Source organism: Pseudomonas kielensis (assembly GCF_014236655.1).
Classification (GTDB): Bacteria; Pseudomonadota; Gammaproteobacteria; order Pseudomonadales; family Pseudomonadaceae; genus Aquipseudomonas; species Aquipseudomonas kielensis.
Genome location: NZ_JACMYG010000022.1, coordinates 75,119 through 91,641 on the forward strand (window position 1 = coordinate 75,119; position 16,523 = coordinate 91,641).

17 protein-coding genes are annotated in these 16,523 nt (G+C 62.0%); 7 read left to right on the forward strand and 10 right to left on the reverse strand.

Annotation, left to right across the window (positions count from 1 at the left end; translation table 11 throughout):
• Positions 1-322 precede the first annotated feature (322 nt).
• Positions 323-1,510: a C17 cyclopropane fatty acid synthase CfaB gene (gene cfaB, locus H7995_RS19395; protein ID WP_166588823.1), complete on the forward strand. Its 1,188-nt coding sequence runs from the start codon at positions 323-325 to the stop codon at positions 1,508-1,510.
• On the opposite strand, the gene cls is transcribed toward cfaB, so the two are convergent.
• Positions 1,507-2,946 carry a cardiolipin synthase gene (cls, locus tag H7995_RS19400; protein WP_166588822.1) on the reverse strand — a complete coding sequence of 480 codons (1,440 nt, stop codon included), beginning with the start codon at positions 2,944-2,946 and terminating at the stop codon, positions 1,507-1,509. The genes cfaB and cls overlap by 4 nt on opposite strands.
• Positions 2,947-3,077: 131 nt before the next feature.
• On the opposite strand from cls, the gene H7995_RS19405 reads away from it, so the two are divergent.
• Positions 3,078-3,599, forward strand: a complete 522-nt coding sequence (locus H7995_RS19405; RefSeq protein ID WP_166588821.1) for a DUF3617 domain-containing protein — start codon at positions 3,078-3,080, stop codon at positions 3,597-3,599.
• Here the strand turns inward: H7995_RS19405 and H7995_RS19410 are convergent.
• The 5 genes from H7995_RS19410 to H7995_RS19430 form a co-directional block, all read right to left on the reverse strand.
• The gene (locus H7995_RS19410) at positions 3,583-4,497 is read right to left on the reverse strand and encodes a His/Gly/Thr/Pro-type tRNA ligase C-terminal domain-containing protein (protein WP_166588820.1); all 915 of its coding nucleotides are present in this window, start codon (positions 4,495-4,497) and stop codon (positions 3,583-3,585) included. The two genes, H7995_RS19405 and H7995_RS19410, sit on opposite strands and share 17 nt — an antisense overlap.
• 37 nt (positions 4,498-4,534) lie before the next feature.
• Positions 4,535-5,872: a dihydroorotase gene (locus H7995_RS19415; RefSeq protein ID WP_185818745.1), complete on the reverse strand. Its 1,338-nt coding sequence runs from the start codon at positions 5,870-5,872 to the stop codon at positions 4,535-4,537.
• Positions 5,873-5,874: 2 nt separating this feature from the next.
• Complete coding sequence (locus H7995_RS19420; protein ID WP_185818746.1) at positions 5,875-6,435, reverse strand: gamma carbonic anhydrase family protein; 561 nt, start codon at positions 6,433-6,435, stop codon at positions 5,875-5,877.
• The gene (gene folE2, locus H7995_RS19425; protein ID WP_166588817.1) at positions 6,432-7,328 is read right to left on the reverse strand and encodes a GTP cyclohydrolase FolE2; all 897 of its coding nucleotides are present in this window, start codon (positions 7,326-7,328) and stop codon (positions 6,432-6,434) included. Before folE2 ends, H7995_RS19420 begins: the two co-directional genes overlap by 4 nt.
• Before the next feature lie 88 nt (positions 7,329-7,416).
• Positions 7,417-7,794, reverse strand: a complete 378-nt coding sequence (locus H7995_RS19430; protein ID WP_166588816.1) for a glutamine synthetase — start codon at positions 7,792-7,794, stop codon at positions 7,417-7,419.
• A 152-nt stretch (positions 7,795-7,946) separates the two neighbouring features.
• Here H7995_RS19430 and zigA point away from each other — a divergent pair, with 152 nt between their 5' ends.
• From zigA to H7995_RS19445, 3 genes are all read left to right on the forward strand, one after another.
• Complete coding sequence (zigA, locus tag H7995_RS19435) at positions 7,947-9,155, forward strand: zinc metallochaperone GTPase ZigA (protein WP_185818747.1); 1,209 nt, start codon at positions 7,947-7,949, stop codon at positions 9,153-9,155.
• Positions 9,152-9,796 carry a DUF1826 domain-containing protein gene (locus H7995_RS19440; RefSeq protein WP_166588814.1) on the forward strand — a complete coding sequence of 215 codons (645 nt, stop codon included), beginning with the start codon at positions 9,152-9,154 and terminating at the stop codon, positions 9,794-9,796. The genes zigA and H7995_RS19440 overlap by 4 nt, the downstream gene beginning before the upstream one ends.
• An 88-nt stretch (positions 9,797-9,884) precedes the next feature.
• Positions 9,885-10,856 (forward strand): CobW family GTP-binding protein, encoded by a 972-nt coding sequence (locus H7995_RS19445; RefSeq protein ID WP_185818750.1) that lies wholly within the window; start codon positions 9,885-9,887, stop codon positions 10,854-10,856.
• A gap of 7 nt (positions 10,857-10,863) precedes the next feature.
• Here the strand turns inward: H7995_RS19445 and H7995_RS19450 are convergent, their stop codons facing one another.
• Positions 10,864-11,262 (reverse strand): DUF3301 domain-containing protein, encoded by a 399-nt coding sequence (locus tag H7995_RS19450; RefSeq protein WP_166588813.1) that lies wholly within the window; start codon positions 11,260-11,262, stop codon positions 10,864-10,866.
• A gap of 115 nt (positions 11,263-11,377) precedes the next feature.
• Between H7995_RS19450 and pdxY the strand changes: the two genes are divergently transcribed.
• Entirely contained in the window at positions 11,378-12,250 is an 873-nt protein-coding gene (gene pdxY / locus H7995_RS19455; protein ID WP_166588812.1) for a pyridoxal kinase PdxY, read from the forward strand.
• Between the two features lie 4 nt (positions 12,251-12,254).
• Here pdxY and H7995_RS19460 read toward each other — a convergent pair whose 3' ends face one another.
• Positions 12,255-12,737 carry an acyl-CoA thioesterase gene (locus tag H7995_RS19460; protein WP_166588811.1) on the reverse strand — a complete coding sequence of 161 codons (483 nt, stop codon included), beginning with the start codon at positions 12,735-12,737 and terminating at the stop codon, positions 12,255-12,257.
• 238 nt (positions 12,738-12,975) lie between these two features.
• Between H7995_RS19460 and H7995_RS19465 the strand changes: the two genes are divergently transcribed.
• The gene (locus H7995_RS19465; RefSeq protein ID WP_166588810.1) at positions 12,976-14,739 is read left to right on the forward strand and encodes a cation:proton antiporter; all 1,764 of its coding nucleotides are present in this window, start codon (positions 12,976-12,978) and stop codon (positions 14,737-14,739) included.
• 160 nt (positions 14,740-14,899) lie between these two features.
• Here the strand turns inward: H7995_RS19465 and H7995_RS19470 are convergent, their stop codons facing one another.
• Positions 14,900-15,307 (reverse strand): SMI1/KNR4 family protein, encoded by a 408-nt coding sequence (locus H7995_RS19470; RefSeq protein ID WP_166588809.1) that lies wholly within the window; start codon positions 15,305-15,307, stop codon positions 14,900-14,902.
• Positions 15,308-15,443: 136 nt separating this feature from the next.
• The gene (locus H7995_RS19475; RefSeq protein WP_166588808.1) at positions 15,444-16,319 is read right to left on the reverse strand and encodes a Tim44 domain-containing protein; all 876 of its coding nucleotides are present in this window, start codon (positions 16,317-16,319) and stop codon (positions 15,444-15,446) included.
• Between the last annotated feature and the right edge of the window lie 204 nt (positions 16,320-16,523).

A 16,523-nucleotide genomic window follows, 5' to 3' on the forward strand; every position in this document is an offset into this window, starting at 1 on the left:
ATAATAACGGCGCGCGATGGTGGGTGGGCGCAGTCCAAGCGCACACATGAGTGGAGTTCCACGTGGAACAAGTGCGTGGGGCAACCCTTGGATTCGCACCGGGTGTCTAACCGTTATGGCGCTGTATGGGGTGACGGTGCTGGCGGGATTGGCCTGGATCTTTTGAACAAAATGTGAGCAATCGGCTTTATCGAACTCAAAACAGAAATGACAGTCAACTGCAATGAGGGCGTGCCTGAGCAGCTGTTTAAGTCGATAGCCAGCTAATTTTCTACGATGGTCTACCCTCATTTCAGACGTCTGAAACAAGGGGGGGATTTTCATGCTCGCGCAACTTCCACCGGCCTTACAGAATCTGCAACTGCCGCTTCGCTTGCGACTCTGGGACGGCCACGAATTTAACCTGGGCCCTGAGCCCAGTGTCACCATTGTGGTCAAGGACCCGCGAATGGTCTCGCAATTCACCCACCCCAGCCTGGACCTGCTGGGCGCGGCCTTCGTCGAGGGCAAGCTGGAGCTGGAAGGGTCGATCAGCGATGTGATCCGCGTCTGTGATGCGTGGAGCCAGGCCCTGCTCAACGAAGACGATGACGACCAGCCGGTACGCAGCGTGCATGACAAAGCCACTGACGCGGCGGCGATTTCCTACCACTACGACCTGTCGAATGCCTTTTACCAGCTGTGGCTGGACAGCGACATGGCCTACTCCTGTGCCTATTTCGAAACCGGCAGCGAGTCCCTGGAACAGGCCCAGCAAGCCAAATTCCGCCACCTGTGCCGCAAGCTGCGGCTGCAACCGGGTGAATACCTGCTGGATGTCGGCTGCGGCTGGGGCGGGCTGGCGCGTTATGCGGCGCGGGAGTTCGGGGTCAGGGTGTTCGGCATCACCCTGAGCAAAGAACAACTGGCGCTGGCCCGGCAGCGGGTCATCGACGAAGGGCTGGAGGACCTGGTGGAGCTGCAACTGCTCGACTATCGCGACCTGCCGCAGGATGGCCGATTCGACAAGGTGGTGAGCGTCGGCATGTTCGAACACGTTGGCCACGCCAACCTGGCGCAGTACTGCCAGACCTTGTTCGGTGCGGTCCGCGAAGGCGGCCTGGTGATGAACCACGGGATTACCGCCAAGCACATCGATGGTCGGCCCGTGGGGCGGGGCGCTGGTGAGTTCATCGAGCGCTATGTATTCCCCAACGGCGAGCTGCCCCATCTGTCGATGATCTCGGCCGAGATCAGCGAGGTGGGCCTGGAAATCGTTGATGTCGAAAGCCTGCGTCTGCACTACGCGCGCACCCTGGATCACTGGAGCGAGCGCCTGGAAGACAACCTTGAAGCCGCGGCCAAAGAGGTGCCGGAGCAAGCGTTGCGGATCTGGCGGTTATACCTGGCAGGTTGCGCCTACGCGTTCGCGCGGGGCTGGATCAACCTGCACCAGATTCTGGCGGTCAAGGCCCATGCCGATGGCAGCCACGAGCTGCCCTGGACCCGGGACGATATCTACACGCCCTAGAGAATCGGCGAAATCAGGCGGGCGACCCGCATGCCGAGCTGTCTGAGGCGGTGGGTCTCCCGGCCTTCGTCCTCGTTGATCTCATGGGACAGGGCGAAGTCGGCGTTGAGCATCTGTTCCACTTCGCCGGCAAAGGTCTTGTCGACGGTCAACAACATCACTTCGAAATTTAGCCGGAACGAGCGGTTGTCCAGATTGGCACTGCCGATGGCGCTGATTTCGCTGTCGACCAGCACCACCTTCTGGTGCAGGAAACCCGGTTGATAGCGGAACACCCGGACGCCGGCGCGGACCGCTTCGAAGGCGTACAGGCTGGAGGCGGCATAGACGATGCGGTGATCCGGCCGGGAGGGCAGCAGCAGCCGCACATCGACGCCACGCAGGACCGCCAGGCGCAGCGCGGCAAACACCGCTTCATCGGGGATGAAGTAGGGGCTGGTGATCCACACGCGCTGCGTGGCGGCATGAATCGCCTCGACGAAAAACAACGAGCAGGTCTCATAGGGGTCTGCCGGGCCGCTGGCCAGCAACTGGCACAGCACGCCGTCGTCGGGATAGCTCTGTGGCAGGATCAAGGGCGGCAGTTCGCGGGCCGCCCAGAACCAGTCTTCGGCGAACGACTCCTGCATGCAGGCCACCACCGGGCCGCTGACCGCCACGTGGGTGTCGCGCCACGGCGATAGCGGGGCCTTGGCCCCCAGGTATTCGTCGCCGACGTTGTGTCCGCCGACGAAGCCTTGCCTGCCGTCGACCACCACGATCTTGCGATGGTTGCGAAAGTTGACCTGGAACCGATTGAGCCAGCCGCTGCGGGTGGCAAACGCTTTGACCTGGACGCCGGCGTCGCGCAGGGCCTGGACATAGTGGTGGGGCAGGGAGTGGCTGCCGATGCGGTCATAGAGCAGGTAGACCGGGACCCCTTGCGCAGCTTTTTTGATCAGCAGGTGCTGCAGGCGCCGTCCGAGCTGGTCGTCATGAACAATGAAGAACTGGATCAGCACTGCTTCCCGGGCCTGCTCGACGGCCTCGAAGATGGCATCGAAGGTGGCCTGGCCATTGATCAGCAGGCGCAGTTGGTTGTTCGCCAGGCACGGCATGCGCCCCAACTTCGGCATGGCGCGCAGCGAGTCGTAGGCATTGGAGGCGCGGGCGGTCAGCGCTTCCTCGACCCAGGGTCGCCAGTTCAGGTCGGCGATGGCCTTGCGCATTTCTTCGTTGGCCTGGCGCCGAGCCTTGATGTAGGCATCGAAGGTGCTGCGTCCGAATACCAGGTAGGGAATGAGGGTCAGGTAGGGAATGAAGATCAGCGACAGGGCCCAGGCAATCGAGCCTTGGGCGGTCCTGACGGTCAGCACGGCGTGGACTGCGGCCATTGTGCCCAGGGAGTGAATGAGCGTGATCAGGTAGGCAAAAAGATGGGGGCCAAAAAAATCCATGGGGCAACCTTGCTCCGGAGAATTCAATGCGTAACAGACCATGTTCTGCGATGAATGTCGCTATTTAATTCGCTATGCAACCGAAGTAGATTGGCGACGTCTAACGGCCATTACTGACTAGGAGTTACTTGATGAACGTACGTCTGCTGGGTTTGGCTATGGCTGTTGGCTTGTCACTTCCTGTGGCCGCTCAGGCGCAGATGCTGCAACCGGGTTTGTGGGAATTGACCTCCAGCAACATGAAGGTCGACAACCAGAATCTACCGGACCTGCAATTGATCCTCGGGCAGTTGGGCAGTCAGATGACTCCGGCACAAAAGGCCGCCCTGGAGAAACAGGGGATCAACATGGGCGGCAAGGGCATTCGCGTCTGCCTGACGCCCGAGCAAGTGAAAACCGACGAGATTCCCCTGCAGGACGCGCAGTCGGGCTGCAGGCAAGAGATCACCGACCGCAGCGCTAACCAGTGGAAATTCCGCTTCAGTTGCCCGAAAGCCCAGGGTTCCGGAGTGGCCACGTTCCTCAGCGATCGCGAGTTCAATACCAAGGTCAATGGCACCTTCAATGCCACCGGCATCCCGCAACAGGGCAGCATGGACACCCGTGCCGTGTGGTTGGGGCAGGATTGCGGCACCGTCAAGCCAAGGGCTTGAACGCTTTACTGTGGGGCGGCGCAATGCCGCCCGTCACTGGCGCCTTGAGCAAGTAGTCACACACCGCCTGCACACTCATCCTGCCCAGGTCGTCTCCAGCGTTGGCGCGCAGGCTGACAAAGCCGCCCTCCATCTCCCGCTGCCCAATCACCAACACATACTCGACCCCCCGTAATCGATGCTGGCGGATCTTGCTGACTATGTGCTCGTTGCGCAGGTCCGAGTGAGCGTGCACCCCGGCGCGGCGCAGGGTGTCGGTCAGCGCCTGGCTGTAGTCGATCTGGCGTTCATCAATGTTGATGACGACCACTTGCGGGGTGGCTTGCCACGCCTGCAGTTCCTGCTGGTCGGTCCAGCACACGCCATAGATGCGTTGCGCTCCTTTGCCACTCACGTCGGTCAGGGCGAATGCGCTCATCGCCCCGGTGCTGGGTACATAGGGGCCTTCGCTCAGTGCTGCACCGTCCATCGACCAGCAGGACGACAGCACGTAATGCAGTGAATGGTTGGCGGCGGCCAGCGCGATCATCCGCGTCTCGAGCCGTTGCAGATCTTCAGGGCCCAAGACGCGCGCCAGGGTGAAATCACAGAAGAAACCATCGCCGACGGCAGCGGCGGCCACCAACTCGACCTTGGCATGCAGTTGCTTGAGCGCCATGCCCAGCAGCAGCGCGCAGGAGCGCCGCAGAATCTCCAGGCCTTGCGGTTCGCGGGCGGTAATGAGGCTGACGCGGGCGTCCTGGCGGATCACGAACGCGCAGTCCACCAGCAGGCCGTTCACCCGCCCGGCGACCGCTGCCTTGACCAGCCCCGGGCCAATGCTCGAGGCCAGCTCCGATACCGAAAGTGCCTGGTCGTACTCGCGCACGGTACCGTCGGGCAATGTGATGTTAGGCATGCTCAGTGACCCCCGGCAGTTTTACGCCAGACCGGATTCAACGCATGAAACGTAAAGGTAAACCCTGGCAGTCGTCATTAATACTTTCGGCATGCCAGGCGATTTGCCCCGAGACCAGGGTGGTACTGACGCTGTGTCGAAACTGCCGTCCGGCAAACGGCGTCCAGCCGCATTGCGCGAGAACTGGCTGCGTGTCGACCGCTTTGCCAGCAGGCTCGGGACGGATCAGCACCAGGTCGGCCCAATAGCCTTCACGCAGGTATCCACGGTCAGGAATGGCAAACAGATCCGCCACCCGGTGACTGGTTTTCGCCACCAGCGTCGGCAGGGGAATCAGACCCTCGGCCACCAGCTCCAGCAGCGCGGGGAGGGCGTGTTGCACCAGTGGCAAGCCGGCGGGGGCCTGTGGGTAAGGCTGCTGTTTCTGCGCCCAGGTATGCGGGGCATGGTCGCTGCCGATGACGTCCAGCCGGTCGCTCAGCAAGGCCAGGCGCAACGCATCGCGGTCAGCCTGGGTCTTGATGGCCGGGTTGCATTTGATCAGGTTGCCCAGGCGTGGGTAATCACGATCATCGAACAACAAGTGATGCAGGCAGACCTCGGCGCTGATGTGTTTGTGCGCCAGGGGCCGGTCATCGAACAGCGCCAGTTCACGGGCGGTGGTCAGGTGCAGGACGTGCAGGCGGGTGCCAAAACGCTTGGCCAGGTCGATGGCCAGGGAGGAGGAGCGAAAGCACGCCTGGGCATCACGAATCAGCGGATGAGCGCTGGCGGGCACATTGTCGCCATAACGTTCGGCGAATGTACTCTCGTTGAGGCGGATGCTGGGGCTGTGTTCGCAATGGGCCAGGAGCAGGGTCGGCACCTCGGCAAACAGCCGTTCCAGAACGCGCGGATCATCCACCAGCATGTTGCCGGTGGACGCGCCCATGAACACTTTGACTCCCGCCACGTCACTGGGATTGAGCGCCGCGACGGTGTCCAGGTTGTCGTTGCTGACGCCGAAGTGAAAGCCGTAGTTGGCCACCGAATGCATCGCCGCCCGACGTTTTTTATCGGCCAGCGCGGCCAGGGTCAGGGTCGCGGGGTGGGTGTTGGGCATGTCCATGAAACTGGTGATGCCACCGGCCACGGCTGCCCGCGACTCGCTGTAGATGCTGCCTTTTTCCGGCGCGCCAGGATCCCGGAAATGCACCTGGTCGTCGATCATCCCCGGCAGCAGCCATTGGCCGCTGGCGTCTATTTCCACCGTAGCGTTTTCGCCGTCGATGCTGCCGGCAATTTTCACGATGCGCCCATGATCCACCAGCAGATCGGCGTCGAATACTCGTCCTTCGTTGACCAGCCGCGCGTTGCGAATCAGCACACTGGCCATGTTCAAAACTCGTTCTGCAAGGCTTTGTAGCCGCGCACCAGATCGACATTGGTGCGCGCCACATCTTCGGAAAACTCCGAGGCGCTGATGCTGACCGGCGGGAACTGGGACAGGTCGGTGTGGGGGCCGATGCGGGTGGTGGAGGGCACGTAGAAATCCCTGGGCAAGTCGCGCCCATCGACCACCGAGTTGTGCCGCACCACACAACCATCGGCGACCGCGCAGTTGAACAGCACGCTGTTGAAACCGATGAACACCCGATTGCCGACGGTGCAGGGGCCGTGGACGATGGAGCGGTGAGCGATGGAGCTGTACTCGCCGATGGTCACCGCCGCTCCGGATTTGGAGTGGATGACCACGCCGTCCTGGATGTTCGAATTGGCGCCGATGGTGATCGGTTGCATCTGGCCCGATTCATCGACTTCGTCGGCCCGAATTACCGCATAGGGGCCGACGAACACGTTCTCGCCGATCACCACCTTGCCGCAGATGATCGCGGTTTTATCGACGTAGGCGGACTCGGCAATATGCGGCAAGTCGCCGGAAGGGTTTTTGCGGATCATGGTTGCTCCTGGTGCCAGTGACTTTCGGCGACCGCGTCGTGGGCATGCAGGCTTTCGCTGTGGACCACACGCACATCGAATGCCAGCAGGCCCGGGAAGCGTTGCAGTGCCAGGTGCAGGCGGCGCGCGGCGTCCTCGCAGAACATCAGGTTTTGCCCGTTGGCCAGGGCGAAGGCCTGTTCGTCCGCGCGCTTGACTGCGGTTTGTACGGCGGTGCCCAGGGCGGCTTCGGCGTGGTTGATGGCGGCGATCAGCGGCAGATCGTCGAGCACTCCATCCAGGTGCAGGCACAACTGGGCCGTGCTGCGCTGACTGTGGGGGGTGGCGACTATGCCACGGGTGGAACCGAGCCAAGCCAGCACGTCGGCGTGCTGCAAGGGTGTGTTGGCAAAGTCATCGACGAACTGCTGCTGAATCAATTGCCTGGACAGCGCCGCAGAGCAGGGGCAGGTCGAGGAGTAACTGACATCGACCCGCAGTTCCACGTGGAACACCGTTCCCTGCAGGCGCGCATCGAGGCTGATGGGGTAGCTTTTCCAGCCAGCCAACGGGCTGACCAAGGCGGGGCGCTTGAGCAGGACATCGCTGTGAATGCGCAGGTAGGCTGAGGTCGCCAGGCCTTCATGGCTGTCCAGAAAATCCTGTAGCACGCGGCGCAGGAGCGCGGGTGTCAGGTTCTCCTGCTCCAGCATGGCCAGTGCCAGGTACAGGCGCGACATATGAATGCCACGGGCTTGGGCGTCATCCAGGCTGACGCCGGCATCGGCTTTGGCATTCAGGCGTTGGTCGGCGAGTAGAACAGGAAGGGCAATGCCGCACATACCCACCCAGTCCAGAGGCAAGGATTGGCGTGCGGCCTGCGCGGCGATATCCGGCAGAGTCAGCGCATTCATGAGCAGGTCCGTCGTAGGAGATGATTGCGAATGTTATATTATAACAATCAAATCGACGACAGCTTTTTCAAGGTTGCCCCTATCGCACTCAACAGCCCGTCAGGCGGCTGCAGGTGAAACGGGCGCTGGCACCGCCTGAACTGGAAAACCGGTTGAGGGTGGTCCAGCCGACACGCCGGCTATAGCCGACCCAGGCCTCGCCATCAGAGGCCAGGCCCGTGAAGAACGTGAGCTGGCCGTAACGACTGGTGGTTTGCGCCCAGTAACGTTTGCCGCGTTGTTCAAAGCCACGCATGTAGGTGGTGTTGCCCGCCGTGGCGACGCTGTAGGCATTGCCTTCGGGGTCGACACAGGCCAGCAGGGTGGCGCTGCGGGTGCAGGTGGCCAGCCCCGGTAGTTGCGCACAGGCGTCGGCCGCGAACAGCAGCAAAAGGCCGGACAAGGTGCATTTCAGGGCGTAGGGCATGGGGTTTCTCGTGCAGGTGGCAGGGCCAAGGATTGCGCCCTTCGTCGCGGGCGACAAGCACTGATTGGCTTGTTTGCATTGTTATACTATAACATTTGCGCCTTGCCTGATCTGTGATCTCCCGTGATGCCTGCTGCCCAGAGGAATACCTGATGCCCAATCGCCTTCCCGTTACCGTGCTCTCCGGCTTTCTCGGTGCCGGTAAAAGCACCCTGCTCAATTATGTCCTGCGCAACCGCGAGCATCTGCGGGTGGCGGTGATCGTCAACGATATGAGCGAAATCAACATCGACGGCAGCGAGGTGCAGCGCGATGTCAGCCTGAACCGCGCCGAAGAAAAACTGGTGGAAATGAGTAACGGCTGCATTTGCTGCACCCTGCGTGAGGACTTGCTGGAGGAGGTCAGCAAGCTGGCCCGGGACGGTCGTTTCGATTACCTGCTGATCGAGTCCACCGGGATCTCCGAACCGTTGCCGGTGGCGGAGACGTTCACCTTTCGTGATGAGCAGGGGCAAAGCCTGGCCGACATCGCGCGGCTCGACACCATGGTCACGGTGGTCGACGGGATGAACTTCCTGCTCGATTACCAGGCCGCTGAAAGCCTCGCCTCCCGCGGGCAGACCCTGGGTGAGGACGATGAGCGCTCGATCACCGATCTGCTGATCGAGCAGATCGAGTTCGCCGACGTGCTGCTGATCAGCAAGATCGATCTGATCAGCAGTGCCGAACGCGAGGAGTTGATCGCCATCCTCAAGCGCCTGAATGCCCAGGCGCAGATCATCCCCATGGTCATGGGCGAGGTGCCGTTGCGGCAGATCCTCAATACCGGGCGTTTCGATTTCGCCAAGGCAGCCCAGGCGCCGGGCTGGCTCCAGGAGTTGCGCGGCGAGCACGTGCCGGAAACCACCGAGTACGGCATCGCCTCAATGGCTTACCGGGCCCGCCGGCCATTTCATCCCCAGCGTTTTTTCAGCTTTATCGACCGGCCCTGGGTGAACGGCAGACTGCTGCGCTCCAAGGGTTTTTTCTGGCTGGCCAGCAAGCACCAGGATGCCGGCAGTTGGTCCCAGGCCGGTGGCTTGATGCGCCACGGGTTTGCCGGACGTTGGTGGCGTTTTGTACCGAAAGAGCAATGGCCGGACGATCAGGAAAGCACCGCGGCGATCATGCAAAACTGGCTGCCTGGCACCGGCGATTGTCGCCAGGAGCTGGTGTTCATCGGCCAGAACATCGACTTTGCCCAGCTCACCGCCGAACTGGATGACTGCCTGCTCAGCGCTGACGAAATGGCCATGGGTGTCGAGGGATGGCGCTCGCTGGAGGATCCGTTTGGGTCCTGGTTCGACGAGGAGGCGGCATGAGCCTGGCGCCCGCGCTCCAGACTCGGCCGTTGGTCCGCCAGGCCATTGGTCAAACTCCCGAAGTGTTCACCCGGATTCTCGAGGACGGCACCAACCTGGCGCTGTGGCAGCGTCGGCTACCGTTGCATATCGTGGATTTCGCCACGCTGTTGTTGTCGCTGAACCAGCCGCTGGCCGAATCGCTGGTGGTCGAGTTGGCCAATGACGAGGCGCAACCCGACCTGCGCAGCCTGGCGGCTTGTTGCAGTGATCTAGAGGGCTATGAGGGGTTCATCGCCGATGTGGCGTGGCTGATCAGTGCCTTTGCCTGCCTGCTCGGGGCGCGGCGGATCGGGGTGCGGGTGCGCACCCTGGATAAAGCCATGTGTCCGCGTTTTCACGTCGACCATGTGCCGGTGCGGCTGATCACCACCTACGCTGGGGTCGGCAGCCAGTGGCTGGAGGAGGGCATGATCGATCGCCAGCTCCTGGGCAATCCGCAAGCCGAGCCCGGGCAGTACCAACAGATGCTCGGTGGTGAAGTGGCGTTGCTCAAGGGGGAGAAGTGGCAGGGCAACGAAGGCGCCGGGCTGATCCACCGTTCTCCGGCCCTGGCGGCGGGAGAGCGCCGTCTGATCCTGACACTGGACTGGCTGGCGTGAGTCAGGTGGTGATAGTGAATCGACCGGCCCTCAGGCATATTGCGTTGATCTTCCTGTGATGCCGCTCTGTGCCGTGAAATCGCCAAACCTGTTACAGAACATCCCTACCCATGTGATTGCCGGCCCCCTGGGCGCCGGCAAGACCAGCCTGATCCGTCACCTGCTGGCGCAGCGGCCGGCGCACGAGCGTTGGGCGGTGCTGATCAACGAGTTCGGGCAGATCGGCCTCGACGCCGCACTGTTGACCACCGGCGCTGATGGTATTTCGCTGGGGGAGGTGGCCGGTGGCTGCCTGTGCTGCGTGAATGGCGCGCCCTTCCAGATCGGCCTGGGTCGGTTGCTGCGGCGCTCACGTCCCGATCGCCTGTTTATCGAACCTTCGGGTCTCGGCCACCCGGCACAGTTGCTCCGGCAATTGAGCGAGGCTCCCTGGCAAGGGGTGCTGGCGGTCCAGCCGAGCGTGATGGTGCTCGACGCCCAGGCGCTGGCCGCCGGCAAGCCCCTGCCCGCCGCGCAACAACAAGCACTGCCCAGCGCCGGGCTGTTGCTGCTGAACAAGGCCGAGCACCTGGGCGAGGACCAGCGGCAACGGATTCGCGGGTTGTTGCCCCAGTGCCCACTGATCTGGACCGAGCAAGGGCGGTTGTCATTGAGTGAGCTGCCAGGCGTGCAAAGCCAGGCCCAAGCGCTTGTGGATAACTTCACCGCAGCCAAGGGCGTGGCGCCCGCGCCATTGATCTGGACGGACCCGGCCTTGCCGATCTGTTTGAGTCAGCAGCAGGAAGGGGGGTGGAGCATCGGCTGGCGCTGGCACGCGAGCCAGGTATTCGATCGCCAGCGCCTTGCCGCTTGGTTGCAGGGCTTGACGTGGCGTCGGGCCAAGCTGGTTATCCACAGCGCCGAAGGCTGGATATCCGCCAATGCCCTGGACAACGCGACGCTGGATTGGCGGGCCAGTGAATGGCGCCAGGATTCACGCCTGGAATTGATCTTCGAGGCGCCGCAAGCGGTGGATGAACTGCAACAGGCCCTGGCCGCTTGCCGGGTGACGCGGGCTTGAAGCCTTCTTAAGGCCGCTGCTTGCTGTGATCCTGGCGCCACTGGCTCAGCTCGATCACTTCGGCGCTCGGCATCGCCGGTTTTTCTTCGTAGGGCATCGGGTAGGGCGCCAGTTCGATTTGCGCGCTGTGCGGGCCGAACTGCGTGATGGTGCCGGCATGCCGGGTCTCGCCGGTGACGGTGAACTCAAAATTATAGATCCGGGCCAGACGGCGTCGGCCGTTGGCATCTTTGACGAACGCGATTTTCTTCAGCGCCACGTTGCCGTCGAGCAATTCGATGTCGAGTTTGGCGCAATGGCGCTTGACCCGTTCCAGCGCTCGCTCGCGCAAGCCGTGGTTGTGCCACAGCCATGCTGCGCCGGTCGCCAGCAGCATCAGCACGAAGATATTTCCCAGGGTCAGCATCAAACGCACTCCAACTAATTGGCTCCAGCTTAACTGCGACATTGGCCTGTCGTACAGGCTGCGTTTAGTCGCATACTGCGCGGCTCGAATTTCAATCGTTTTACGGAAATCCCGCATGAAACGTACACCTCATCTGCTCGCCATCCAGTCCCACGTGGTTTTCGGTCATGCTGGCAACAGCGCCGCGGTTTTCCCGATGCAGCGGGTCGGGGTGAACGTCTGGCCGCTGAACACGGTGCAGTTCTCCAACCACACGCAGTACGGCCAGTGGGCCGGCGAAGTGCTGGCGCCCCAGCAGATTCCAGCGCTGGTGGAAGGGATTGCCGCCATCGGCGAGCTGGGCAACTGCGACGCGGTGCTGTCGGGTTACCTGGGCAGCGCGGCACAGGGGCGGGCGATCCTCAGTGGCGTAGCGCGGATCAAGGCGATCAACCCGCAGGCGCTGTACCTCTGCGATCCGGTCATGGGCCATGCCGAGAAGGGGTGCATCGTGCCTGCCGAAGTCAGCGACTTCCTGCTCAATGAAGCGGCGGCCGTGGCTGACTTCATGTGCCCGAACCAACTGGAACTGGACAGCTTCTGCGGGCGCAAGCCGCAGTCGCTGTTCGATTGCCTGGGCATGGCCCGCGCCCTGCTGGCGCGTGGCCCGAAGGCGGTATTGGTCAAGCACCTGGACTATCCCGGCAAACTGGCGGACGGCTTCGAGATGCTGCTGGTGACCGCCGAAGGCAGCTGGCACCTGCGTCGTCCGCTGTTGGCGTTCCCGCGCCAGCCGGTGGGCGTGGGCGACCTGACGTCGGGGCTGTTCCTGGCGCGGGTGCTACTGGGCGACAGCCTGGTGGCAGCGTTCGAGTTTGCCGCAGCGGCGGTGCATGAAGTGCTGCTGGAAACCCAGGCCTGCGCCAGCTACGAGCTGGAGCTGGTCCGGGCCCAGGACCGCATCGCCCATCCGCGGGTGAAGTTCGAAGCCACTGCGATCAGCCTCTGATTGCTCAGACGTCGGCCTTGATTTCCTGGTAGCGCTTTTCCAGTTCCTGGCGGATCTGGCGACGCTGTTTGCCCTGGATGTAGCGGCGGCGGTCTTCGCTGTTCTGCGGTTGCAACGGGGGCACGGCCGCGGGCTTGCGCTGGTCGTCGACCGCCACCATGGTGAAGAAGCAGCTGTTGGTGTGGCGCACCGAGCGCTCGCGGATGTTTTCGGTCACCACCTTGATGCCCACCTCCATCGAGGTATTGCCGGTGTAGTTGACCGACGCCAGGAACGTCACCAGCTCACCGACGTGAATCGGCTCGCGGAAAATCACCTGGTCCACCGACAGGGTCACCACGTAGCGACCGGCATAACGGCTGGCGCACGCGTAGGCCACTTCGTCGAGGTACTTGAGCAGGGTACCGCCGTGGACATTGCCAGAGAAGTTGGCCATGTCGGGGGTCATCAGGACTGTCATCGACAGCTGGGCATTTCCGGGTTCCATAGCACACTCACGGTTCTAGGCAGGGATTCAGGGACGTACCTCTGCGGGCACTTGAACGGTTTTTCAAAGCATCCTTAACGGGACGCCGCGCCGCTCGCGGTCGTCACGCTTGTATCCATCTGTTTCCATATATTGCACCGCGTTTCTGCCGGAAGTCGCGGTGTTACCCTTCAAAAGCCCGTTCGACGGGCTTTTTCTCGCGTCACGCCTACTGCACCCCCATCAAGGAGCCTTCGCCATGCATGCCATCAGTTTCATTCAGGATTTGGCAGTGATCATGCTGGTGGCGGGGGTGGTGACCGTGCTGTTCCATCGCTTCAAGCAGCCCGTGGTCCTGGGGTACATCGTTGCCGGCTTCATCATTGGCCCGCACACCCCGCCGTTCGGCCTGATCCATGACGAACAGACCATCAAGACCCTGGCCGAGCTGGGGGTGATTTTCCTGATGTTCTGCCTCGGCCTCGAGTTCAGCCTGCGCAAGCTGTTCAAGGTCGGCGCGACGGCGTTTATCGCGGCGTTCCTGGAAATCGTGCTGATGATCTGGATCGGCTACGAAATCGGCCGCTGGTTCGACTGGAACACCATGGATTCGCTGTTTCTCGGGGCGATCCTGGCGATCTCCTCGACCACCATCATCGTCAAGGCGCTCAACGACCTGAAGATGAAAAACGAGCGTTTTGCCCAACTGATTTTTGGCGTGCTGATCGTCGAGGACATCCTCGGGATCGGCATCATTGCCTTGCTGTCGAGCATCGCGGTGAGCGGTACCGTGAGTTCGGGCGAGGTGTTTTCCACCGTCGGCAAACTCTCGCTGTTCATGATCGTCGCGCTGGTCATCGGTATTCTGCTGGTGCCGCGGCTGCTGGCCTATGTGGCGAAGTTCGAAAGCAATGAAATGCTGCTGATCACCGTGCTGGGCCTGTGTTTCGGCTTTTGCCTGCTGGTGGTCAAGCTGGAGTACAGCATGGTGCTGGGGGCGTTCCTGATTGGCGCGATCATGGCTGAGTCCCGGCAACTGCTGAAAATCGAGCGCCTGATCGAACCCGTTCGCGACCTGTTCAGCGCGATCTTTTTTGTCGCCATTGGCCTGATGCTCGATCCGATGATCCTGTTGCAGTACGCCTGGCCGATTGCGGTAATCACCGTCGCCGTGGTGCTGGGCAAGATGCTGTCTTGCGGCCTTGGGGCCTTTATCGCCGGCAACGACGGACGCACTTCGCTGCGGGTCGGCATGGGCCTGTCACAGATTGGCGAGTTCTCTTTCATCATCGCGGCGCTGGGCATGACCTTGCAGGTCACCAGCAATTTCCTCTACCCGGTGGCAGTGGCCGTCTCGGTGATCACCACGCTGCTGACGCCGTACCTGATCCGCGCGGCTGACCCACTGTCGATCAAGCTCGCCGCGGTCATACCGACGCGCCTGGGCCGGGTGCTGGGCATGTATGGCGAATGGTTGCGCAGTATCCAGCCGCAGGGTGAGGGCGCGCTGCTGGCTTCGATGATCCGGCGGATTCTGATGCAGGTGGGGGTGAACCTGGCGCTGGTGGTGGCGATCTTCCTGTCGGGCGGTTTTTTCGCCGAGCGCATGTCGGCTTATCTGCAGGACTGGATCAGTGATCCGAGCTGGCAGAAAGCCCTGATCTGGGGTGGGGCGCTGCTGGTATCGCTGCCTTTCCTGATTGCCGCCTATCGCAAGATCAAGGCGCTCTCGATGCTGCTGGCGGAAATGGGGGTGAAGCCGGAGATGGCTGGCCGCCACACACAACGGGTGCGCCGAGTGATCGCCGAGGTGATTCCGGTTCTCGCGCTGCTGGTGATTTTCCTGCTGCTGGCAGCCTTGTCGGCCAGTATTTTACCGACCAACAAGTTGCTGGCGTTGATTGCCGTGGTCACCGCCGCGGTGGCGGCGCTCCTCTGGCGCTGGTTCATCCGTGTGCATACGCGGATGCAGGTGGCCCTGCTGGAAACCCTGGACAACCACAAGGAATCGTCCGGCCATTGAAGCGTAGATCCTTGGCCCCGTAGCAGCTGCCGAGCCTGCGTTCGGCGGCGTAGCCGTCGCCTGTTCGAAAGCCCTGGTGCACCGCCGCAGGCTTCGCCAGCCGCTACAGAACCGGTCATGGGCCTCGTCAGCGGCTAAAAAACCGCAGTCAGGGGCAGCCTTAGCTTTCCAGCCAGACGTCCCGCGCCCAGTGCCATACCGATTCCCAGGTTTCTTCGGCAATCAGCTCGTCTTCGGCTTGCCACAGCACCACGGTGCCGTCCTCTTCGACGCAGTAGTAGTCGTCACCATCCTGGCAGATAGGGATCAGGCTACGGTCCACACCTGCGTCCCAGGCGTTGGCGGCAACGTCCGGCAGGTAGGTGTGGGATTGTGGGTCCGTGACAGTCACAGGTTCCAGGCTGCCGTAGACCACGTCGCTGACGTTCAGCAGGAACTCCCTGAAGACAAACGGGATGTCGATGAACAGTTGTTCTTCGATTTCCACCAGCTGGTCTTCGTCAGGCAGCTCCAAGGGCACCGGTACCGGTTCGTTGGCTTCTCGCAGTTGTTCGATGATTTCTTCCACGTCCGGGATCCTCTTGCTCAATGGCGCGGTTTGGTTGGGGCGGTTTATACAGTAGCTTGCTATAGATGCAACCGCGAAATAGAAAACCCCAGCCGAGGCTGGGGTTTTTATTACTGCATGCGAACCGCGCGAGGTATTAGCCGTTCTGGCGGATACCGGCGACCAGCCAAGGCTGGTTGTCGCCTTGCGGACGTTCCATGTTCCAGCTTTCGCTGAACACTTCGCCCTGGTCGAAACGCGAGGTTTTCGACACGCCGCTGAAGGTCAGGGTGGCGATAGTCTTGTCTGCACGATCATCCACGCCGTCCAGTTGCACGGTGAGGTTGTCGATGTAGGTCGACTGGAAGCCTTCGCCCAGCTCAGCACGTTCGCGCTTGAGGAACTCCAGCAGTTGCGGGGTCACGAACTCGGCGATCTTGTCCATTTCGTTGGCGTCCCAGTGCTGCTGCAGGGACTGGAAGTGGTTGCGCGCCGCTTCAATGAAGCGCTCTTCGTTGAACCAGGCCGGAGCGTTGATCACCGGACGAGCGGCAGCCGGAGCGGCCGAACCACCGAAGATCGAACCCATGGCAGGTTTGTTCTCGAACACTTCACGCTGCATTGGCGCGTGACCGGCCGGGGCCAGTTGCTCCTGCTGCTTGCGGCGACGAGCGGCGATGAAGCGGAAGATCACGAAAGCGATGACCGCCATGATCAGCATGTCGAAGATCTGCATGCCCTGGAAGCCGTCGCCCATGAACATGGAGGCCAGCAGGCCGCCAGCGGCGATACCGGCCAGCGGGCCGAGCCAGCGCGAAGCACCGCCGGCCTTGGCCGCAGCGCCAGCGGCACCGGCAGCACCAGCGGTCGCCGCAGCGCCGCCCATGCCAGGAGAAGAAGGAGCCATTTGGCTGGTCTGGTGAGTCGGCGCAGCGCCGGAGCTCTTGCCGCCACCAAAGCGCTTGGCGTTGGCGTCCAGGCTCATCGTCAGGCCGATGCACAACGCCATGGCGATGCTAAGAAAACGTTTCATAAAGGGAATTCCCATTTGTGGATGGCACGCGCGCCATGTTGCACAGGTGAAGTGTTGCTGGCTAGCGGCAGAGTGTTTCGGGCTTTTGCCTGACAGGCTGGGTTCAGCTCAGCCGGCCTGTGTAGGCCTATGTACTTTTGTCTGTGGGATGGGCCGACAAGTTCAGAAGGAGCGTTGCTGAATCTCGCAACGCCATAACCGATG